Annotated in this window: 12 protein-coding genes; 2 read left to right on the top strand and 10 right to left on the bottom strand. The window is 44.0% G+C overall.

What is annotated here, in order from left to right; all coding sequences use genetic code 11:
* Positions 1 to 52: 52 nt before the first annotated feature.
* From tsaD to tsaB, 3 genes are read right to left on the bottom strand one after another with little or no spacing between them, the layout of a single operon-like run.
* A complete protein-coding gene (gene tsaD, locus AC6IZR_RS01890) occupies positions 53 to 1,063 on the bottom strand; it encodes a tRNA (adenosine(37)-N6)-threonylcarbamoyltransferase complex transferase subunit TsaD (RefSeq protein WP_061591222.1) in 1,011 nt (336 codons plus the stop codon).
* Complete coding sequence (rimI, locus tag AC6IZR_RS01885) at positions 1,053 to 1,490, bottom strand: ribosomal protein S18-alanine N-acetyltransferase (RefSeq protein WP_497848668.1); 438 nt, start codon at positions 1,488 to 1,490, stop codon at positions 1,053 to 1,055. The genes tsaD and rimI overlap by 11 nt, the downstream gene beginning before the upstream one ends.
* Positions 1,487 to 2,170: a tRNA (adenosine(37)-N6)-threonylcarbamoyltransferase complex dimerization subunit type 1 TsaB gene (gene tsaB, locus AC6IZR_RS01880; protein ID WP_497848667.1), complete on the bottom strand. Its 684-nt coding sequence runs from the start codon at positions 2,168 to 2,170 to the stop codon at positions 1,487 to 1,489. The genes rimI and tsaB overlap by 4 nt, the downstream gene beginning before the upstream one ends.
* A 292-nt stretch (positions 2,171 to 2,462) precedes the next feature.
* Between tsaB and AC6IZR_RS01875 the strand changes: the two genes are divergently transcribed.
* Both AC6IZR_RS01875 and rnjA read left to right on the top strand, forming a co-directional pair.
* A complete protein-coding gene (locus AC6IZR_RS01875; RefSeq protein ID WP_003008866.1) occupies positions 2,463 to 2,693 on the top strand; it encodes a DNA-directed RNA polymerase subunit epsilon in 231 nt (76 codons plus the stop codon).
* A gap of 3 nt (positions 2,694 to 2,696) precedes the next feature.
* Positions 2,697 to 4,379 carry a ribonuclease J1 gene (gene rnjA / locus AC6IZR_RS01870; protein ID WP_003003107.1) on the top strand — a complete coding sequence of 561 codons (1,683 nt, stop codon included), beginning with the start codon at positions 2,697 to 2,699 and terminating at the stop codon, positions 4,377 to 4,379.
* A gap of 251 nt (positions 4,380 to 4,630) precedes the next feature.
* Here the strand turns inward: rnjA and glnA are convergent, their stop codons facing one another.
* The 7 genes from glnA to fusA form a co-directional block, all read right to left on the bottom strand.
* Positions 4,631 to 5,977, bottom strand: a complete 1,347-nt coding sequence (gene glnA, locus AC6IZR_RS01865; protein ID WP_003008870.1) for a type I glutamate--ammonia ligase — start codon at positions 5,975 to 5,977, stop codon at positions 4,631 to 4,633.
* A 39-nt stretch (positions 5,978 to 6,016) separates the two neighbouring features.
* Positions 6,017 to 6,376, bottom strand: coding sequence for a MerR family transcriptional regulator (locus AC6IZR_RS01860; protein WP_003008872.1), 360 nt, complete (start codon positions 6,374 to 6,376; stop codon positions 6,017 to 6,019).
* A gap of 67 nt (positions 6,377 to 6,443) precedes the next feature.
* Positions 6,444 to 6,977, bottom strand: coding sequence for an FUSC family protein (locus AC6IZR_RS01855; protein WP_003008874.1), 534 nt, complete (start codon positions 6,975 to 6,977; stop codon positions 6,444 to 6,446).
* Between the two features lie 268 nt (positions 6,978 to 7,245).
* Positions 7,246 to 8,445: a phosphoglycerate kinase gene (locus AC6IZR_RS01850; RefSeq protein WP_223325393.1), complete on the bottom strand. Its 1,200-nt coding sequence runs from the start codon at positions 8,443 to 8,445 to the stop codon at positions 7,246 to 7,248.
* Between the two features lie 203 nt (positions 8,446 to 8,648).
* Positions 8,649 to 13,439, bottom strand: coding sequence for an endo-beta-N-acetylglucosaminidase (locus AC6IZR_RS01845; RefSeq protein WP_497848666.1), 4,791 nt, complete (start codon positions 13,437 to 13,439; stop codon positions 8,649 to 8,651).
* Positions 13,440 to 13,673: 234 nt separating this feature from the next.
* Entirely contained in the window at positions 13,674 to 14,684 is a 1,011-nt protein-coding gene (gene gap / locus AC6IZR_RS01840) for a type I glyceraldehyde-3-phosphate dehydrogenase (protein WP_023919220.1), read from the bottom strand.
* Between the two features lie 279 nt (positions 14,685 to 14,963).
* Positions 14,964 to 17,045: an elongation factor G gene (fusA, locus tag AC6IZR_RS01835; protein ID WP_003003071.1), complete on the bottom strand. Its 2,082-nt coding sequence runs from the start codon at positions 17,043 to 17,045 to the stop codon at positions 14,964 to 14,966.
* Positions 17,046 to 17,241: the final 196 nt, after the last annotated feature.

Raw genomic sequence — 17,241 nt, 5'->3', positions numbered from 1 at the left:
AGACCCCAGCAAAAAAGCCATTGGAATCGCACATCCAATTGGCTCCTTTTTCTTATTCAATTCCTTCAAAGGCTAGGCTTGGTTTGGCATTAAGATCCCAGCCTGCGAAGTTTTCTTTGTTCCACTCACTGACGCTGGCATAGGCGATCATCCCTGCATTGTCCCCACAGAGGCGCAGAGGAGGAATGATGACCTTAACATCGGTGATCTCAGAAGCCAGGCGTTCACGGAGACCTTGGTTGGCTGCGACCCCACCAGCGACGACTAGAGTTTTGACCGGATATTTCTCCAAAGCCTTCTTGGTCTTGGCCATGAGAATGTCTAGTACGGCTGCTTGAAAACTCGCTGACAAGTCTGCATTGGAGAGGCTTTCCCCTTTTTGCTGCGCGTTATGGTGCAGATTGATAAATGCCGATTTGAGCCCTGAAAAGGAGAATTCCAGATTGTCTTCCTTGATCATGGCTCGTGGGAAATCGTAGATATCAGATCCTTGGTGGGCCAGCTGATCAATCTCACGTCCTGCTGGATAGGTCAAGCCCATGACGCGCCCGACCTTGTCATAAGCTTCTCCGACAGCATCATCACGGGTCTCTCCAACGATCTTATAATCACCCGCTTCACTGACGTAGACTAGCTCGGTATGTCCTCCACTCACCAACAAGGCCAAAAGCGGAAACTCTAAGGGCTCGACGCTTTGAGCGGCCATCAAGTGCCCTGCCATATGATTGACAGGAATCAAAGGGAGCCCGTGTGCCCAGGCAAAAGCCTTGGCTGCAGCTAGGCCGACCAAGAGAGCTCCAACCAGGCCTGGACCGTAGGTGACAGCCACAGCTGTGACATCGGCTTCTGTGATGCCGGCTTCTTCTAAGGCTTCTTCAATACAAGCGGTGATGACTTCCACATGGTGACGAGAGGCTACCTCAGGTACTACCCCACCAAAACGCTTGTGACTTTCGATTTGACTGGCAATGACATTGGACAAGAGTTGGTCGTCATTTTTCAAGACAGCCACACTGGTCTCATCACAAGATGTCTCAAAAGCCAAAATATATCTATCTTTCATTCGGGTTCCTCTTCATGATCACAGCATCCTCTATGGGATCGTGATAGTAGTTTTTCCTCCGTGCAATTTCTTCAAAACGCATTTTTTTGTATAGGCCTTGGGCCGGTTGATTGGACACGCGCACTTCTAAGAAAATCTCTTTTTGGTCCGGCAACTGCGCGAGTAACTGCTGAGCTAGGCCTCGGCCTTGAAAGGCGCGCTTGACCGCAATTTGTAGGACCTCTGCTTCATAGAGAGTCTCTTGAATGGCGACAAACCCAAGGACTTGTCCTTCATCCACAGCTAGGAAATAGGAGGTCAATTCCTGCTCTAAATCGGCTTCAATCTGCTCCAACTTCCAAGGGCTAGCTTCATAGACATCTTCCATGACAGCGAGAATAGCGGCCGCATCCTGGCTGCTCCCTTTCCTGATTGTTCCTTTCATCATAGGCGCTTGATGTAAGAGGTCGTTGTTTCCGTGTGGTTTTTGAGCCAATTTTCCTCTGCTTCGACCCGTTTGAGATAATGAGGGACAAAATCATGGAGGCTAGCGGGCGCTTGTTTGAGACCGAGACGTCCGATTTTCACTGCATCTGGCAGTGTTTCATAACAAGCAGCACTTGACAAGCTAGAGGCGATCTGCTCCTTAAAGGCCGTGACTTCTCCGACAAAGGTGACCTGCTCACTCGTCGCTGCACGCTCTAGGACTTCCTCAAATGGAAAATGCCCTTCTGGTGCGACCAGCTGATCATCTTGGTAAAAACCTGCATAAACGTTGTTCCGACGGGCATCCATGACAGGCACTACCAAACCTTCTAGATCATCTGGCACTAGGGCTAAGAGGCTCGAAACCCCGACCAATTCAATCCCTAAAGTATGAGCCAAGGTCTTTGCGGTTGCGACCGCAATGCGCAGTCCAGTGTAGCTCCCAGGACCTTCTGCCACCACGATGCGGTCCAAGTCCTTGGGTGTCAAGTCAATTTGTTGCATCAAAAAATCGATGACCGGCATCAAGGTGATACTATGATTTTTTTTAATAGTTAATGTTGTTTCTGCAAGTAGAGTCTCATCTTCTAAAATCGCTACAGAAAGAGCCTTACTCGAGGTATCAAATGCTAATAATTTCATTTCCCACTCCTCTTGAACTGGATTATATTATACTACAAATTCCCTTCAAATCCCAGCGAAACTCTCCCTTAGAGCGCAGGATTTTCATATCCAAAACCGCTCAAAAGCTTCTCTATTATAGCCCTTTGCCTCTCTGACTTTTCCAGTCTATCTTTTACTTACAGGCAAATTTATGATATAATGATAATTAATTGTATCGAATCAGGTCCACTAGTTGCGAGTAGGAAACTCTAGTGATTGCACTCCTTCGTAGCTAACAAATAGACCGAAATAATGAAAGGAAAATTACTTCATGATTTACAAAGTTTTTTATCAGGAAACAAAAGACCGCAACCCTCGTCGTGAAACCACGCATGCACTTTATCTCGATATTGATGCACCAAATGAACGCGAAGGACGCATCCAAGCTCGTCAATTGGTTGAAGCAAACACAGATTTCAACATTGAATTTATCACACCACTTTCTGAGCAACACCTTGCTTACGAGAAAGAGTCAGGTGCTTTTGAACTAACGGAGTACTAATCCATGGCTTATACCTTAAAACCTGAAGAAGTTGGTGTATTTGCCATTGGTGGACTTGGAGAAATCGGAAAAAATACCTACGGGATCGAATACCAAGATGAAATCATCATTGTCGATGCCGGGATCAAATTTCCAGAAGATGACCTCCTTGGGATCGACTATGTAATCCCAGATTACTCTTATATCGTTGACAATATCGATCGCGTCAAAGCGGTCCTCATTACCCACGGACACGAAGACCACATTGGTGGGATTCCTTTCCTTTTGAAGCAAGCCAATGTCCCTATCTACGCTGGACCTTTGGCGCTTGCCTTGATCCGTGGAAAATTAGAAGAGCACGGTCTTCTTCGTGATGCCAAACTCTACGAAATCAACCAAAACACTGAGCTTCAATTTAAAAATCTTAAAGCAACCTTCTTCCGTACGACTCACTCGATTCCAGAACCTTTAGGGATTGTGATTCACACCCCTCAAGGAAAGATTGTCTGTACCGGAGACTTCAAATTTGACTTCACACCTGTTGGGGAACCGGCTGACCTCCATCGTATGGCGGCCCTTGGAGAGGAAGGCGTTCTCTGTCTGCTTTCAGACTCAACCAACGCGGAAATCCCAACCTTTACTAACTCTGAAAAAGTGGTTGGCCAATCCATCATGAAGATCATCGAAGGCATCCATGGACGCATCATCTTTGCTTCCTTTGCCTCTAATATCTTCCGTCTCCAACAAGCTGCTGAGGCCGCTGTCAAGACAGGTCGTAAGATCGTCGTCTTTGGACGCTCAATGGAAAAAGCCATCGTCAATGGAATCGAGCTTGGCTACATCAAGGTCCCTGCTGGAACCATTATCGAGCCAAATGAGATCAAAGACTATGCAGCTAATGAAATCCTGATCATGTGTACAGGAAGCCAAGGAGAGCCAATGGCAGCCCTCTCTCGGATTGCCAACGGAACGCACCGCCAAGTGCAACTCCAACCAGGAGATACTGTGATCTTCTCTTCTAGCCCGATTCCTGGAAATACAACCAGTGTGAATAAATTGATCAATACGATTTCTGAAGCGGGTGTAGAGGTTATTCACGGGAAGATCAACAACATCCATACTTCTGGACACGGGGGGCAACAAGAACAAAAACTCATGCTCCGCTTGATCAAACCAAAATACTTTATGCCTGTCCATGGTGAATACCGGATGCAGAAGATCCACGCAGGACTTGCGCGTGACTGCGGAGTGGAAAAAGACAATATCTTCATCATGAGTAATGGTGATGTCCTCGCTCTAACAGCCAACTCTGCTCGGATCGCAGGAAGCTTCAATGCTCAAGATATCTATGTCGATGGAAACCGCATCGGGGAAATCGGGGCTGCTGTCCTTCGTGACCGGAGAGACCTTTCCGAAGACGGTGTCGTGCTTGCTGTTGCGACTGTTGACTTCAAATCGAAGATGATCTTGGCTGGACCAGACATCTTGAGCCGTGGTTTTATCTACATGCGTGAATCAGGAGATCTGATCCGTGAAAGCCAACGCATCCTCTTCAATGCAATTCGCATCGCCTTGAAGAACAAAGATGCCAATATCCAAACCGTCAATGGTGCGATTGTCAATGCTCTTCGTCCATTCCTATACGAAAGCACGGAACGTGAACCTATCATTATCCCAATGATTCTCACACCCGATGACGAAAATTAAAAAACAACCAGTTGAGACCACTGTTTCAACTGGTTTTATGATGACTTTTTGAGGATCAAAAAGAGAGTGGGACAGAAATCGGTCATTCGTTAGAATTCGATTTCGTCGTCCCACCTCCGCACAGTTGAGTAGGGCTGTAAAAGCTGATGAAATCAGCGTAGTAGAGCCCACTCAACCACTGCGTCTTGCTCGACAATCCAAAAATAATTGAGAGGCTAGGACTTTTGTCCTAGCCTCTTTACTCTTGTTTCTTAATAAAGATCTAAATAGTTGTCTACTTCCCATTGAGATACGAAAGTCGCATAGCTTGCCCATTCGATTCGTTTTGCTTCAAGGAAGCTGGTGTAGATGTGTTCACCCAAGGCAGCTTTCACCACTTCGTCTTCTGTCAAGGCTTTCAAGGCATTGTGAAGGGTAGAAGGGAGATCTGTGATTCCAGCTGCTCTACGTTCTTCCGGTGTCATCACATAGATATTTTCTTCGATCGGAGCAGGTGCTTCGATTTTATTTTCAATCCCGTGAAGGCCGACTTCAAGCAAGACTGCCAAGGCTACATAAGGATTGGCCATTGGGTCTACGGAGCGCAATTCCAAACGAGTTCCCATACCACGTGATGCTGGCACACGTACCAATGGGGAACGGTTGCGACCTGCCCAAGCGATATAAACAGGTGCTTCATATCCAGGAACCAAACGTTTATAAGAGTTAACGGTCGGGTTGGTCACGGCTGTAAAGTTGTAGGCATGCTTGATCAAACCACCCAAGAAGTGATAAGCTGTTTCTGACAATTGCATTCCACGTGGATCTTCTGGATCAAAGAAGGCATTGTTGCCATCTTGGTCAAAGAGAGACATATTACAGTGCATACCTGATCCGGCAATTCCAAATTTTGGTTTGGCCATAAAGGTTGCATACAAGCCGTGTTTACGAGCAATGGTTTTCACGACAAGTTTAAAGATTTGGATCTTGTCACAAGCGCGAAGCACTTCGTCATACTTAAAGTCGATTTCATGCTGACCAACGGCTACTTCGTGGTGACTGGCTTCTACTTCAAAGCCCATCTTGGTCAAGACATTGACGATTTCACGACGAGTGTTATCTGCAAGGTCTGTTGGAGCCAAGTCAAAATAGCCACCTTTGTCGTTTACTTCAAGAGTTGGGTCTCCATTTTCGTCCAACTTGAAGAGGAAGAATTCTGGTTCTGGACCAAGGTTAAAGGATTTGAATCCAAGTTCTTCCATATGACGAAGAGCACGTTTCAAGTTGCCACGTGGGTCTCCTGCAAATGGTTCCCCTTCTGTCGTATAGACATCACAGATCAAGCCAGCTACGCTACCATTTTCATCTCCCCAAGGGAAGACTGTCCATGTATCCAAATCTGGGTAAAGATACATATCTGACTCGTTGATACGGACAAATCCTTCGATAGAAGAACCATCAAACATGGCTTTGTTTGAAAGAACCTTGTCCAGTTGCTCATCGGTAGCTGGAATTTCGACGTTCTTCATGGTTCCCAAAATATCAGAGAACATCAAGCGAATAAAAGTAACATTTTTTTCTTTTACTTCACGGCGAATATCTGCAGCAGTAATTGACATTTTTGTCTCCTTAAAATAGATTACAAGCTTATGAAATGATCAACGAAATTGACCATATGGCGATGGGGAAGATGTGAAGCGACTTTGCTGAAGAATGTCACGATGAAGAGCCTTACGGATCTCTTCTTGACTGACAACCTTGGTTTGCTCTTGCTCTTTTTCCGCATATTTCTTCTTAATATCCGCAATATTGAAGCCATCTGAGATATAATCTTTGATCTCAAGCAGGCGGTCCATATCGTCCAACGAATACATGCGGCGATTGCCTTCTGTCCGATCAGGAGAAATCAATCCCTGATCTTCATAATAACGAATCTGGCGAGCTGTCAAGTCGGTCAGCTTCATAACACTGCCAATCGGAAAGACTGCCAGCGAGCGTCGTAATTCCTTTTCCTTCATACCATTCCTCTTTCTATTCTATTATATCGAAAAAAAAATCTATGTCAAGATTAAATGTTATATAATCTTACATAGGTTTTTTGTGTTTCTTGAGAAAATCGCGAATGCGATCCACATCCGAATTGACCAAAATCGCAACGAAAACGCCAATAAAGGTCTCAAATATTCGGGCAAAAACATACAAGAAGGTTTCTCCGTTAGGAATCGAGAGGGTAATGATCAGCATTGCCGAAACTCCTCCGATAATTCCTGCTTTATTATTCATAGCGACATTTGTCATAATGGTTAACATGGTCGCAATGGGTACAAAAATAAGAGTCACCCAATACGCCCCATGAAAGAGCGTTTTTAAAAGGAAGAACAATACGGCATAAAAACCTCCGATACTGTTGCCCATGACACGCGAAGCCCCGAAGTGGACACTCTTATCAAAGTCTTCCCTCAAGCTAAAAACAGCTGTCAAAGTCCCGATCTGAAGGCCTCGCCAACCAAATATTCCAAAAATAAGTAGTACAATAAAAACGGCAATCCCTGTTTTAAAGGTTCTCATCCCCAAACGGAATTTGGACCAATCAAATTTGTGTCGTTTAAAGTAATCCATGGTCACCTATCTTTCTATTTCTATTATTCTACCATATTTTCAGAAAGGAGAGAACAGTTATCAATAGAAAGAAAAAAGAGAGTGGGACAGAAATCGGTAATTCGTTAGAATTCGATTTCGTCGTCCCACCTCCGCACAATTGAGTAGGGCTGTAAAAGCTGATGAAATCAGCGTAGTAGAGCCCACCCAACCACTGCGTCTTGCTCGACAATCCAAAAATAATTGAGAGGCTAGGACTTTTGTCTCAGCCTCTTTCATTTTATTTAGATTATTTGTCTGTAAGAGCAGCCAATCCTGGAAGTTCTTTACCTTCAAGGAGTTCCATAGAAGCACCACCACCAGTAGAGATCCATGAGAATTTGTCTGCACGGCCAAGGTTGATCGCAGCAGCAGCTGAGTCACCACCACCGATGATTGATTTAACGCCTGGTTGTTTCACGATAGCGTCCATCACACCGATTGTACCAGCTTGGAAGTCAGGGTTTTCAAATACACCCATAGGTCCGTTCCATACAACTGTTTTCGCACCAGTCAATTCTTGGTCGAATTTAGCGATTGATTTAGGACCGATATCAAGACCAAGGAATCCTGGGTCTACTGCTTCACCTTCAGTGTCTTTCACTTCAGTGTAGTCAGCAAATGCGTTCGCTTCTTTTGAGTCAACTGGCAAGATCAATTTACCGTTTGATTTTTCAAGAAGAGCTTTCGCCACATCCAATTTGTCTTCTTCTACAAGTGAGTTACCGATTTCGATACCTTGTGCTTTGTAGAATGTGTAAGTCATCCCACCACCGATAAGGACTTTATCAGCTTTTTCAAGCAAGTTTTCGATAACACCGATCTTGTCAGATACTTTAGATCCACCAAGGATAGCTACGAATGGACGTTCTGGAGCTTCAACTGCTTCTTTGATGTAAGCAATTTCGTTTTCAAGAAGGAATCCAGCAACAGCTTTATCAACGTTTGCAGAGATACCAACGTTAGATGCGTGTGCACGGTGAGCAGTACCAAATGCATCGTTTACGAAGATACCATCTCCAAGTGATGCCCAGTATTTACCAAGTTCAGGATCGTTTTTAGATTCTTTCTTGCCGTCAACATCTTCAAAACGAGTGTTTTCAACCAAGAGAACTTGTCCATCTTCAAGAGCGTTAACAGCTGCTTCCAATTCAGCACCACGTGTAACACCTGGGATAAATTGAACTTCTTGACCCAATTTTGCAGCCAAGTCAGCAGCTACAGGAGCAAGTGATTTACCTTCTTTATCTGCTTCTTCTTTAACACGTCCAAGGTGAGAGAAGAGGATTGCACGTCCACCTTGTTCAAGGATGTACTTGATAGTTGGAAGAGCTGCAGTGATACGGTTATCATTAGTGATCACGCCATCTTTTACAGGAACGTTGAAGTCAACACGAACGAGAACTTTTTTCCCTTTCAAGTCAACGTCTTTAACAGTCAATTTTGCCATTAGATATGACTCCTTCTTTTTTTAATACATGATAATTATATCACAAAAGCTGTAAAAGAGGTAGAAAAATCCAATGCTTTTCCCCTCTAATTCACAGGATCCGAACGACACTTCTAGATACAAGATCAAACCTCTCTGGTTTTCACCAGAGAGGTTTTTTTGAGAGTGACTTTTTTAGTGAACGAAAGAATCCTGTAAAAGACTTACTCTTCTTTCTTCTTACCAGCAAAGAGGAAGCCGCCTAAGGCTGCTAGGAGAACAGCTTCAGCTGCAAAGGAAGCTTCTAGGCTAGCCGTATTTGGCAAGTGTTCCGATTGACTTTCTTTGCTTGCATCTTTTGTTTCTTGCTGAACAGTCGGCTGTGAGTTTACTCCTTGGTGGGCACTTAACAACTGATGGATCTCTTGATCGACCATATCCTTGTGATCTTCCTCTTGATGACCCGCTTGAGTAGAAGTCGTTGGGGCCAACTGATCCACTTGAGAAGGCTCTGTAGGCTTCAATGGATTAGCTGGATCTGGAGTCACTGGGGCAGCTGGTTGGACTGGTTGATTTGGTTGAGCCGGTTGAACTGGATGATCTGGTTGAGCCGGTTCTTCTGGTTGGATCGGTTGGTCTGGTCCTTCCGTTTGTGCTGTCTTATAGACAATCGCATAGTGGGTAAAGTGAGGAGCTGTAAAGATGACTATATCTCCGACTCTCTCAAAGGCCAAGGATTGAGGAGCTTGACCTTCTGGGAAGAAGAGAACTTGCTCCACTTCTTTATCCTTATCCACAGGGATTTTCACAAGGGATGGATGGTGGGTATCGATATCTTGACCGCTTGCATCCACGCCTTCAATATCAAAGACGATTCCTTCTCGGCCCTTCAGCTCTTCTTTTTCTGCCTGATTGGCTTCAACTTTTGCGACTTTTAGTCCTTTGACAACGGTTGGCTCTAAGTTGGAGAATTGAACTTCGACTCCAGTCGCAGGGTCTACAAAGACCGCTGGCTTATCTTCTTTCAGGAGTGCAATCAAGGTCTCTAGACCTGTCTTAGCTGTTTCAAGCGCTTCAGGAGTGAGTTCTGAAGAAGCTAGAAGTTCTTTATTTTTCTCCAGAAGTGCCTGTAAAGCTTCACCAGAAGGGTGATTTGGCTTGCTTGCTAATAGAGCCGTCGCTTCAGTTGTTAGGGCAGAGAGAGCTTCTTTTTCTTTTGTTAGATTGGCTTGACCATCCAAGGCTTTCAAGAGAGCGGTCAATTGGTTCAACTGCTCATTGACTTGATCTTGTGTGCTGGTATCATGCTCTTTCAAGACTTTTTCAGAAGCAGCCATTCCAGCCAGCAAGGCTTCTTTGACTTCAGGAGTCGCAAAAGTAAAGTCTACTTTGGCTTTTGCAGCTTCAGCTTCAGCCAATTTTTGCTTGAGGTATTCATCGTTGAGAGCTGGTTTTGGATTCACGAGGACATCAAAGCTTGTGCTAGCTCCTTTGTAATGGACAGTGATGGTTTGGCGACCTTCCTTAGTCGTATCAAAGCCAGTCACTTCCACACCTTCATCTGTCAAGGCGTGCGTTTCGGTTGTTTCATCATCAAAGACGACTGTAAAGCGTCCGCCTTCTTTCTCCAATGCTTCTCCGACAATATATTCCACTTTTGGTTTGTCGGTCAATTCTAGACCAGCAACTGCTTTTTCACCTGCTTCTTCTGCACTGACCACAAAAACAGTGAGAGTCTTATCCAATTTCTGACCAAGGTAAGAGACTTCTAGATGTTGTTCTCCCAGCTTGCTACTGTCAAATCCATGAATCTCTACACCTGAGTTGGTGAGGTTGACCAGTTGATCTGCTTGGCCATCTTTATAATGAACGCGGAGAGTTGCCCCTTTCAAGGAAAGGGCATCACCTTCCCGGTAGACCTTCTTAGTCAATCCATCTTCAAATTGAAGTCCTGCAATTTCTTTATCATTCTTTGGAACTTCGATCGCCAAAACATTACTGATATCTTTACCAGGAACTTGTGCGCGATAGTAAAGAAGAGACGGGGTTGATTCAAAAGCGAGTGGTTTAAAGATGAGATTTCCAGCTTGATCGGCTGTCATGGTCGCAATTGGACTAGTGGCTTCTTTATCGGCATAAAGAGTCAGAGTAGTATGAGCCGGAACATCTTTGAAACCGACTTGGACAAAATGATTACCTAGGTTTTGCGCTGCAGCATGTTTCATCGGGATGTTGACCGTTTCAGTATCCAGACTTTCATACATCTTCCAGTTGTAAATCCGGATGGCTTGCCATGGGGTGCCGTTATCGGCTGTAATGACATGGAGACGCCAGTCTTGAGCCTTGATCGGATGATCAAGTGTAATGTCAGATACATGGGCTTTATTGCCACGAACTTCCTTAGCGAGCTTCCATTCACCGGCTTCGTCCTTGTAGTAAAGGTCGAAGTCACGGGTATTCATCTTGCCATCATCGACAGATTCCCCACCAGCACCGGCATGGTCCATGACCCAACGAACAATGGTCCGAGGTTGTGTCAAGCGGATATCGACGGTTCCACTCAATTGAGCAGAAGACCATTTATCTGAAAGACTGGTAATGGTCCCATTTAACATACCTTCAATGCCTTCACTACCATCCGCATCTGGGAAGCTTGAACCGATCACTTTGGCTCCGATGACTACGTTTGGCGCTAAAGCTTTTGGTAGACTGGTATCTGACACGGTCATGCCCCAATCAAAGGCTACAGTTCCCGCATCTGAACGTTGACCATTCTTTCCAACTGCCACAACCTTGAGTTCCTGAGTGGTTCCTTCAGCACTTGCTGAACGGGTAACTTTTGGTAGATAGACGGTTGTCGCAGAAGACCCTGTTAAGAGACGCCAGTTGTCGCCATCTTTTTCATAGACTTCATAATAATCCACATCTGCTACCCCTTTAAAATTGAGGACTGCTTCTGCTTCTTGCGCATTTTGTAGGCGTTTTGCCCGAACGGTTACTTCTGCTGGAGTAGCTGGTTTCTCTTGGTTGGACGTAATCGACAATTGGCCGAGATTAAATTTGTAGTCTTTGACATCCGTATCATGGTCAAAGAACATCTTCACAGCATAAATGGTCTTGCCAGCCAAACTTCCCAAATCAAAGGTTTGAGTGGACCAATCCGCACTTGGTGTCAATTCTTTCCATTCGTATTCAGAGTAGTCTTCTTTGGTGGCAACAGCTACCCAAGCAGCAGCTCCGATCCCACCCTTGTGAGAGACGCTCAATTTTGTCGTTTCTGTCACAGGAATCTTGGTCGAATAGAGCATGACATTTTGACTGCTATTGGCTTTTAAATCTCCTTCAAAGGCTAGAGAATTTCCTCCATTGTAGGCTTGATCAAAATCATAGCGACCTTTCAATGGTGTACTATCTTCACTATGCTCTACCCACCAACGCCAGGTTGGAAGGTAGCCAGAAACAGAACGGTAGTTCCACTCCCCTTCTTTAGAAATCTTGCCATCCACAAACCAGTGTTTTCCGTGTCCAGTATTAAAGGAAGTATTGAAATCTTCACTTGTAATAGGAGTTTTGTCCACTACTAGATTGGACATACCGTACCAAGATTGGTCTGCTGGTTTTCCTTTAGTCGGATCTCCTTGGAAACCTGTCCAGAATAGATCCTCATGGGTATGGTATCCTTCTCCAGTCTTTCCTAGACCTGTAATCGTATCAGGCGCATAAAGACCAAGGGATAGACGCAACTTGCCATGTTCATCTAAAATGGCATTCCAGTCTACATTAGTCTTATAAGAGCCTCCTTTTTGGAGCTCAAGTCCAGCTAGAACATCATAAGGATTCCGATGAATCCATTTGGCTGTACTGATGGAATAATCCACTTCTGATTTGCCCCAGTTAAAGTTGGCAAAGAAAGTATCAACTGGATTTTCTCCATTTTCTGGCTGCATGAAATTGTAGTTGTATTCTCCCAGCGCATTCTCATGGTAACGGCCATATTCATAGGTCATAGCATCATACCAAGAATACTTAATCGGATAGTTCAGACTTTTCGCATATTCCTTGGTATAAAGAAGAAAATCTCTCAATTTTGGACCCAATGGTTCTACAAGATTTCCGGTTGTTTCTTGGTTGATAAAGTAACCATCAAAGCCATAGTACTTAGCAAGTTCGACTAATTTACGGGCGATCGGGAAAGTTTTAGAGCCTTCACTATCTTCTTTCAAGGTTTCTGCAAAATGTTCTTGATCCTTGATGCTGCTAGACCAGTTATAAAAGATTGTTCCATAAATAGGAACCCCATTTCGGTGGGCAGCATCGATCACATCTGCTGATGGAACCAGCCCTTCCCAAAAGACCATGGAATCCAAATATTGCCAGTAATCAAAAGCATAGGCCTTAAATTCTTCCCCACCGACAGACGCATGATCCTTGGCTTTGGAGTTCATGTTTGACAGTGCTTGGATCTTCGCTTCAGGGTTGGCTTGTTCATTAATTTGTTTCCCTTGAAAACGACTCGCAAGTGGGACGCTTGCTCTGTTCATATCGTCATCCACTCGTTTTCCTGGTTCCCACTTCAAGAGATCGTCCCAGGTATCGAACTTAACTTCTTTGGGTCTTAATTGTTTTTCTTCATTGGTTGGTAAATCAGCCACTTTTTCAGCAGTAGCTTTCGGTTTTTCAGTCTCTGAAACAGCTGGATGATCTGTAGTTGTCGAGCTAGCTTCTGTACTTGTAGGGCTAGCCTCTGGAGTGACCGCTTCTGCGGCTGGTTTTTCCGTTTCTGCAGCAGGTAAGGCCGCATCTGCAGTATAGACGCCAGCTTCTCTCACTAGATGATTGACATCTTCGGTTGTTGCTGAAGAGGTTTCCAAGGGTTGCTCACTAGTAGAAACCGCCTCATCTGCAGAGACAGCGCCTGTTCCTAAAAATGCTAACCCAATCAATGCGGAGCAAACTCCCACACTGAATTTTCGTATACTAAATCGTTCTTTCTTTTCAAATAGATGACCTTTCATCTTGACCTCCTTGTATGGTTTTTTTCTTTTTCTTGAGCGATTTCCATTGGCTCCTTTCTCCACGACCTGTAATCGCTTTCATTTTCTTGTATTAGAAATCTCCAATCAAGAATAGGATACCCTAATCTATTTAGCACTGTCAATCCATTTTGGCAATTCCTATAATATGATGAGAAAGCCCTAAAAAAAGTACAAAAAAAGAGGAGGTTTCCCTCCTCTCATCATACGCATGAATTATTTAGCAATTTTTGCGAAGTATTCAAGAGTACGAACAAGTTGTGCAGTGTAAGACATTTCGTTGTCATACCATGAAACAACTTTAACCAATTGTTTACCGTCAACGTCAATAACTTTAGTTTGAGTTGCGTCAAACAATGATCCATAAGACATACCTACAACGTCTGAAGATACGATTGGATCTTCAGTGTAACCGTATGATTCGTTTGAAGCTGCTTTCATAGCTGCATTCACTTCATCAACAGTAACGTTCTTATCAAGAACAACTACCAATTCAGTAACTGATCCAGTTGGAACAGGAACACGTTGTGCAGCTCCGTCCAATTTACCGTTCAATTCAGGGATAACCAAACCGATTGCTTTAGCAGCACCAGTTGAGTTAGGAACGATGTTAGCAGCACCAGCGCGTGCACGACGAAGGTCACCTTTACGGTGTGGACCGTCAAGGATCATTTGGTCACCAGTGTAAGCGTGGATAGTAGTCATCAATCCTTCAACAACACCGAAGTTATCTTGAAGAGCTTTAGCCATTGGAGCCAAGCAGTTTGTAGTACATGAAGCACCTGAGATAACTGTTTCAGTACCATCAAGAATATCGTGGTTAGTGTTAAATACGACTGTTTTAACATCTGATCCACCAGGAGCAGTGATAACAACTTTCTTAGCACCACCAGCATGCAAGTGTTTTTCAGCAGCTGCTTTAGTAGCAAAGAAACCAGTTGCTTCAAGAACGATTTCTACACCGTCGTTAGCCCAGTCGATTTGTTCTGGATCGCGTTCAGCGGAAACTTTAATGAATTTACCGTTAACTTCGAATCCACCTTCTTTAACTTCCACAGTACCGTCGAAACGACCTTGAGTTGTATCGTATTTCAACAAGTGTGCAAGCATAACTGGATCTGTAAGGTCGTTGATGCGTGTAACTTCAACACCTTCTACGTTTTGGATACGACGGAAAGCAAGACGTCCGATACGACCGAAACCGTTAATACCAACTTTAACTACCATTCGTGATTTCCTCCTTATGAAAATCAAAAAAATTTTTTGTGAAAAGAGTAACTTGACACAGCGCCAAACATCTTTTAACAGTCTCTATTATATACTTTATTGCATTAAAAAGCAACTATTTCCCCACGAAAAGCAAGATTTATCATAGATCATTACCTTTTTTATTAAAGTTTTTCACAAAGTCTTGCCTGCCAGGAAGGAGTTTTTTTTATTTGTATTCACTTTTGGAACAAAGAAAAACTCTTCCCGAAATGGGAAGAGTTTTTAAGCATTGGTAAATTAAGCTTCACCTTTAGCTTTTTTAATGATTTCTTCTTGTACTGATTTTGGTACATCTTCGTAGTGGTCAAATACCATCATGAAGGTACCACGTCCTTGAGTTGCAGAACGAAGGACAGTAGCGTAACCGAACATTTCAGCAAGTGGCACATAAGCACGAACGATTTGGCTTGCACCGTGTGCTTCCATACCATCTACACGTCCACGACGAGCAGTTACGTGACCCATAACATCCCCAAGGTTTTCCTCAGGAACTGTGATGGTTACAAGCATCATTGGTTCAAGGATAGCTGGTTGTGCAGTCTTAGCAGCTTCTTTAAGCGCAAGAGATGCAGCGATCTTGAAGGCAGTTTCAGATGAGTCGACATCGTGGTATGAACCATCGTAAAGCTTAGCTTTCACGTCAACCATTGGGTAACCAGCAAGAACACCGTTCGCCATAGATTCTTGAAGTCCTTTTTCTACTGCAGGGATGAATTCACGTGGAACCACACCACCGACGATAGCATTTTCGAACTCGAATCCTTTACCTTCTTCGTTTGGAGTAAATTCGATCCAAACATCACCAAACTGACCTTTACCACCAGATTGACGTTTGAAGAATCCACGTGCTTGTGTAGAAGCGCGGAATGTTTCGCGGTAAGATACTTGAGGAGCACCAACGTTAGCTTCAACCTTGAATTCACGTTTCATACGGTCAACAAGGACATCCAAGTGCAACTCACCCATACCAGAGATAACTGTTTCACCAGTTTCAGGGTTTGTTTCAACGCGGAATGTTGGATCTTCTTCAGCCAATTTTTGAAGGGCGATACCCATCTTGTCTTGGTCTGCTTTAGATTTAGGCTCAACCATCAATTGGATAACTGGTTCTGGAACTTCGATTGATTCAAGGATGATTTTTGCTTTTTCATCTGTCAATGAGTCACCAGTTGTAGTATCTTTCAAACCAACGGCAGCAGCGATATCTCCAGAGTAAACTGTTTCGATTTCTTTACGAGTGTTGGCGTGCATTTGAAGGATACGTCCGATACGTTCACGTTTACCTTTAGAAGTGTTCAATACGTATGAACCTGAGTTCAAGACACCTGAGTAAACACGGAAGAATGTCAAACGACCTACGAATGGGTCAGTCATGATCTTGAAGGCAAGAGCTGCAAATGGCTCTTCATCAGATGCTGGACGTTCTTCTTCTTCGTCTGTATCTGGGTTTACACCCTTGATTGCAGGGATATCAAGTGGGCTTGGAAGATAGTCAAGGACTGCATCCAACATCAATTGAACCCCTTTGTTCTTGAAGGCAGAACCACAAAGTACTGGGTAGAATTCAACGTTGATTGTAGCTTTACGGATACCAGCTTTCAATTCTTCGTTAGTGATTTCTTCCCCTTCAAGGTATTTCATCATCAAGTCTTCATCAGTTTCAGCAACTGCTTCAACCAATTTTTCACGGTATTCTTGAGCTTGTTCAAGGTATTCAGCTGGAATATCTTCTTCAAGGATATCTGTACCAAGGTCGTTCGTATAGATTTCAGCTTTCATCTTGATCAAGTCAATGATTCCGCGGAAGTCATCTTCAGCACCGATTGGCAATTGAATTGGGTGAGCGTTTGCTTGAAGACGGTCATGAAGTGTGCTTACTGAGTAAAGGAAGTCAGCACCGATTTTATCCATCTTGTTAGCAAATACGATACGTGGAACTCCGTATTCAGTTGCTTGACGCCAAACTGTTTCAGTTTGAGGCTCAACACCTGATTGTGAGTCAAGAACGGTTACAGCACCGTCCAAAACGCGGAGTGAACGTTGAACTTCGATAGTGAAGTCCACGTGTCCTGGTGTGTCGATGATGTTTACACGAGTGTCTTTCCATTGAGCTGTTGTAGCGGCAGATGTGATGGTGATACCACGTTCTTGCTCTTGCTCCATCCAGTCCATTTGTGACGCACCTTCGTGAGTTTCACCGATTTTATGAATCTTACCAGTGTAGTAAAGGATACGCTCAGTTGTAGTTGTTTTACCAGCATCGACGTGAGCCATGATACCGATATTACGAGTTTTTTCAAGTGAAAATTCGCGTGCCATGAGGTTTGTTTCTCCTATATTTTTTATTTCTATATTCTATTATAACATGATTTAATAAAAACGGATAGGCAGGACCTACCCGTTTTCAGTGTTTTCATGCTAAGTTTTGGTTCCAACTTGTAAGAAGAGTTGAATTGAACCCGGGCTAAAGTTAGTTAGCCGATTTGAGCTCAATTGAACCTGGGCTAAAAGCTCA

This window comes from Streptococcus mobilis (genome assembly GCF_059727625.1).
Note: the sequence above shows the minus strand (reverse complement) of the source record. Positions and strands in the feature narration are given on the sequence as shown.

Coding starts and splice junctions, on each gene's coding strand:
- AC6IZR_RS01860 (WP_003008872.1), bottom strand. CDS start 6,376: ATGAAGGAAAAGGAATTACGACGCTCGCTGGCAGTCTTTCCGATTGGC.
- rnjA (WP_003003107.1), top strand. CDS start 2,697: ATGGCTTATACCTTAAAACCTGAAGAAGTTGGTGTATTTGCCATTGGT.
- AC6IZR_RS01850 (WP_223325393.1), bottom strand. CDS start 8,445: ATGGCAAAATTGACTGTTAAAGACGTTGACTTGAAAGGGAAAAAAGTT.
- fusA (WP_003003071.1), bottom strand. CDS start 17,045: ATGGCACGCGAATTTTCACTTGAAAAAACTCGTAATATCGGTATCATG.
- gap (WP_023919220.1), bottom strand. CDS start 14,684: ATGGTAGTTAAAGTTGGTATTAACGGTTTCGGTCGTATCGGACGTCTT.
- rimI (WP_497848668.1), bottom strand. CDS start 1,490: ATGATGAAAGGAACAATCAGGAAAGGGAGCAGCCAGGATGCGGCCGCT.
- tsaB (WP_497848667.1), bottom strand. CDS start 2,170: ATGAAATTATTAGCATTTGATACCTCGAGTAAGGCTCTTTCTGTAGCG.
- AC6IZR_RS01845 (WP_497848666.1), bottom strand. CDS start 13,439: ATGAAAGGTCATCTATTTGAAAAGAAAGAACGATTTAGTATACGAAAA.
- tsaD (WP_061591222.1), bottom strand. CDS start 1,063: ATGAAAGATAGATATATTTTGGCTTTTGAGACATCTTGTGATGAGACC.
- AC6IZR_RS01855 (WP_003008874.1), bottom strand. CDS start 6,977: ATGGATTACTTTAAACGACACAAATTTGATTGGTCCAAATTCCGTTTG.
- AC6IZR_RS01875 (WP_003008866.1), top strand. CDS start 2,463: ATGATTTACAAAGTTTTTTATCAGGAAACAAAAGACCGCAACCCTCGT.
- glnA (WP_003008870.1), bottom strand. CDS start 5,977: ATGTCAATTACTGCTGCAGATATTCGCCGTGAAGTAAAAGAAAAAAAT.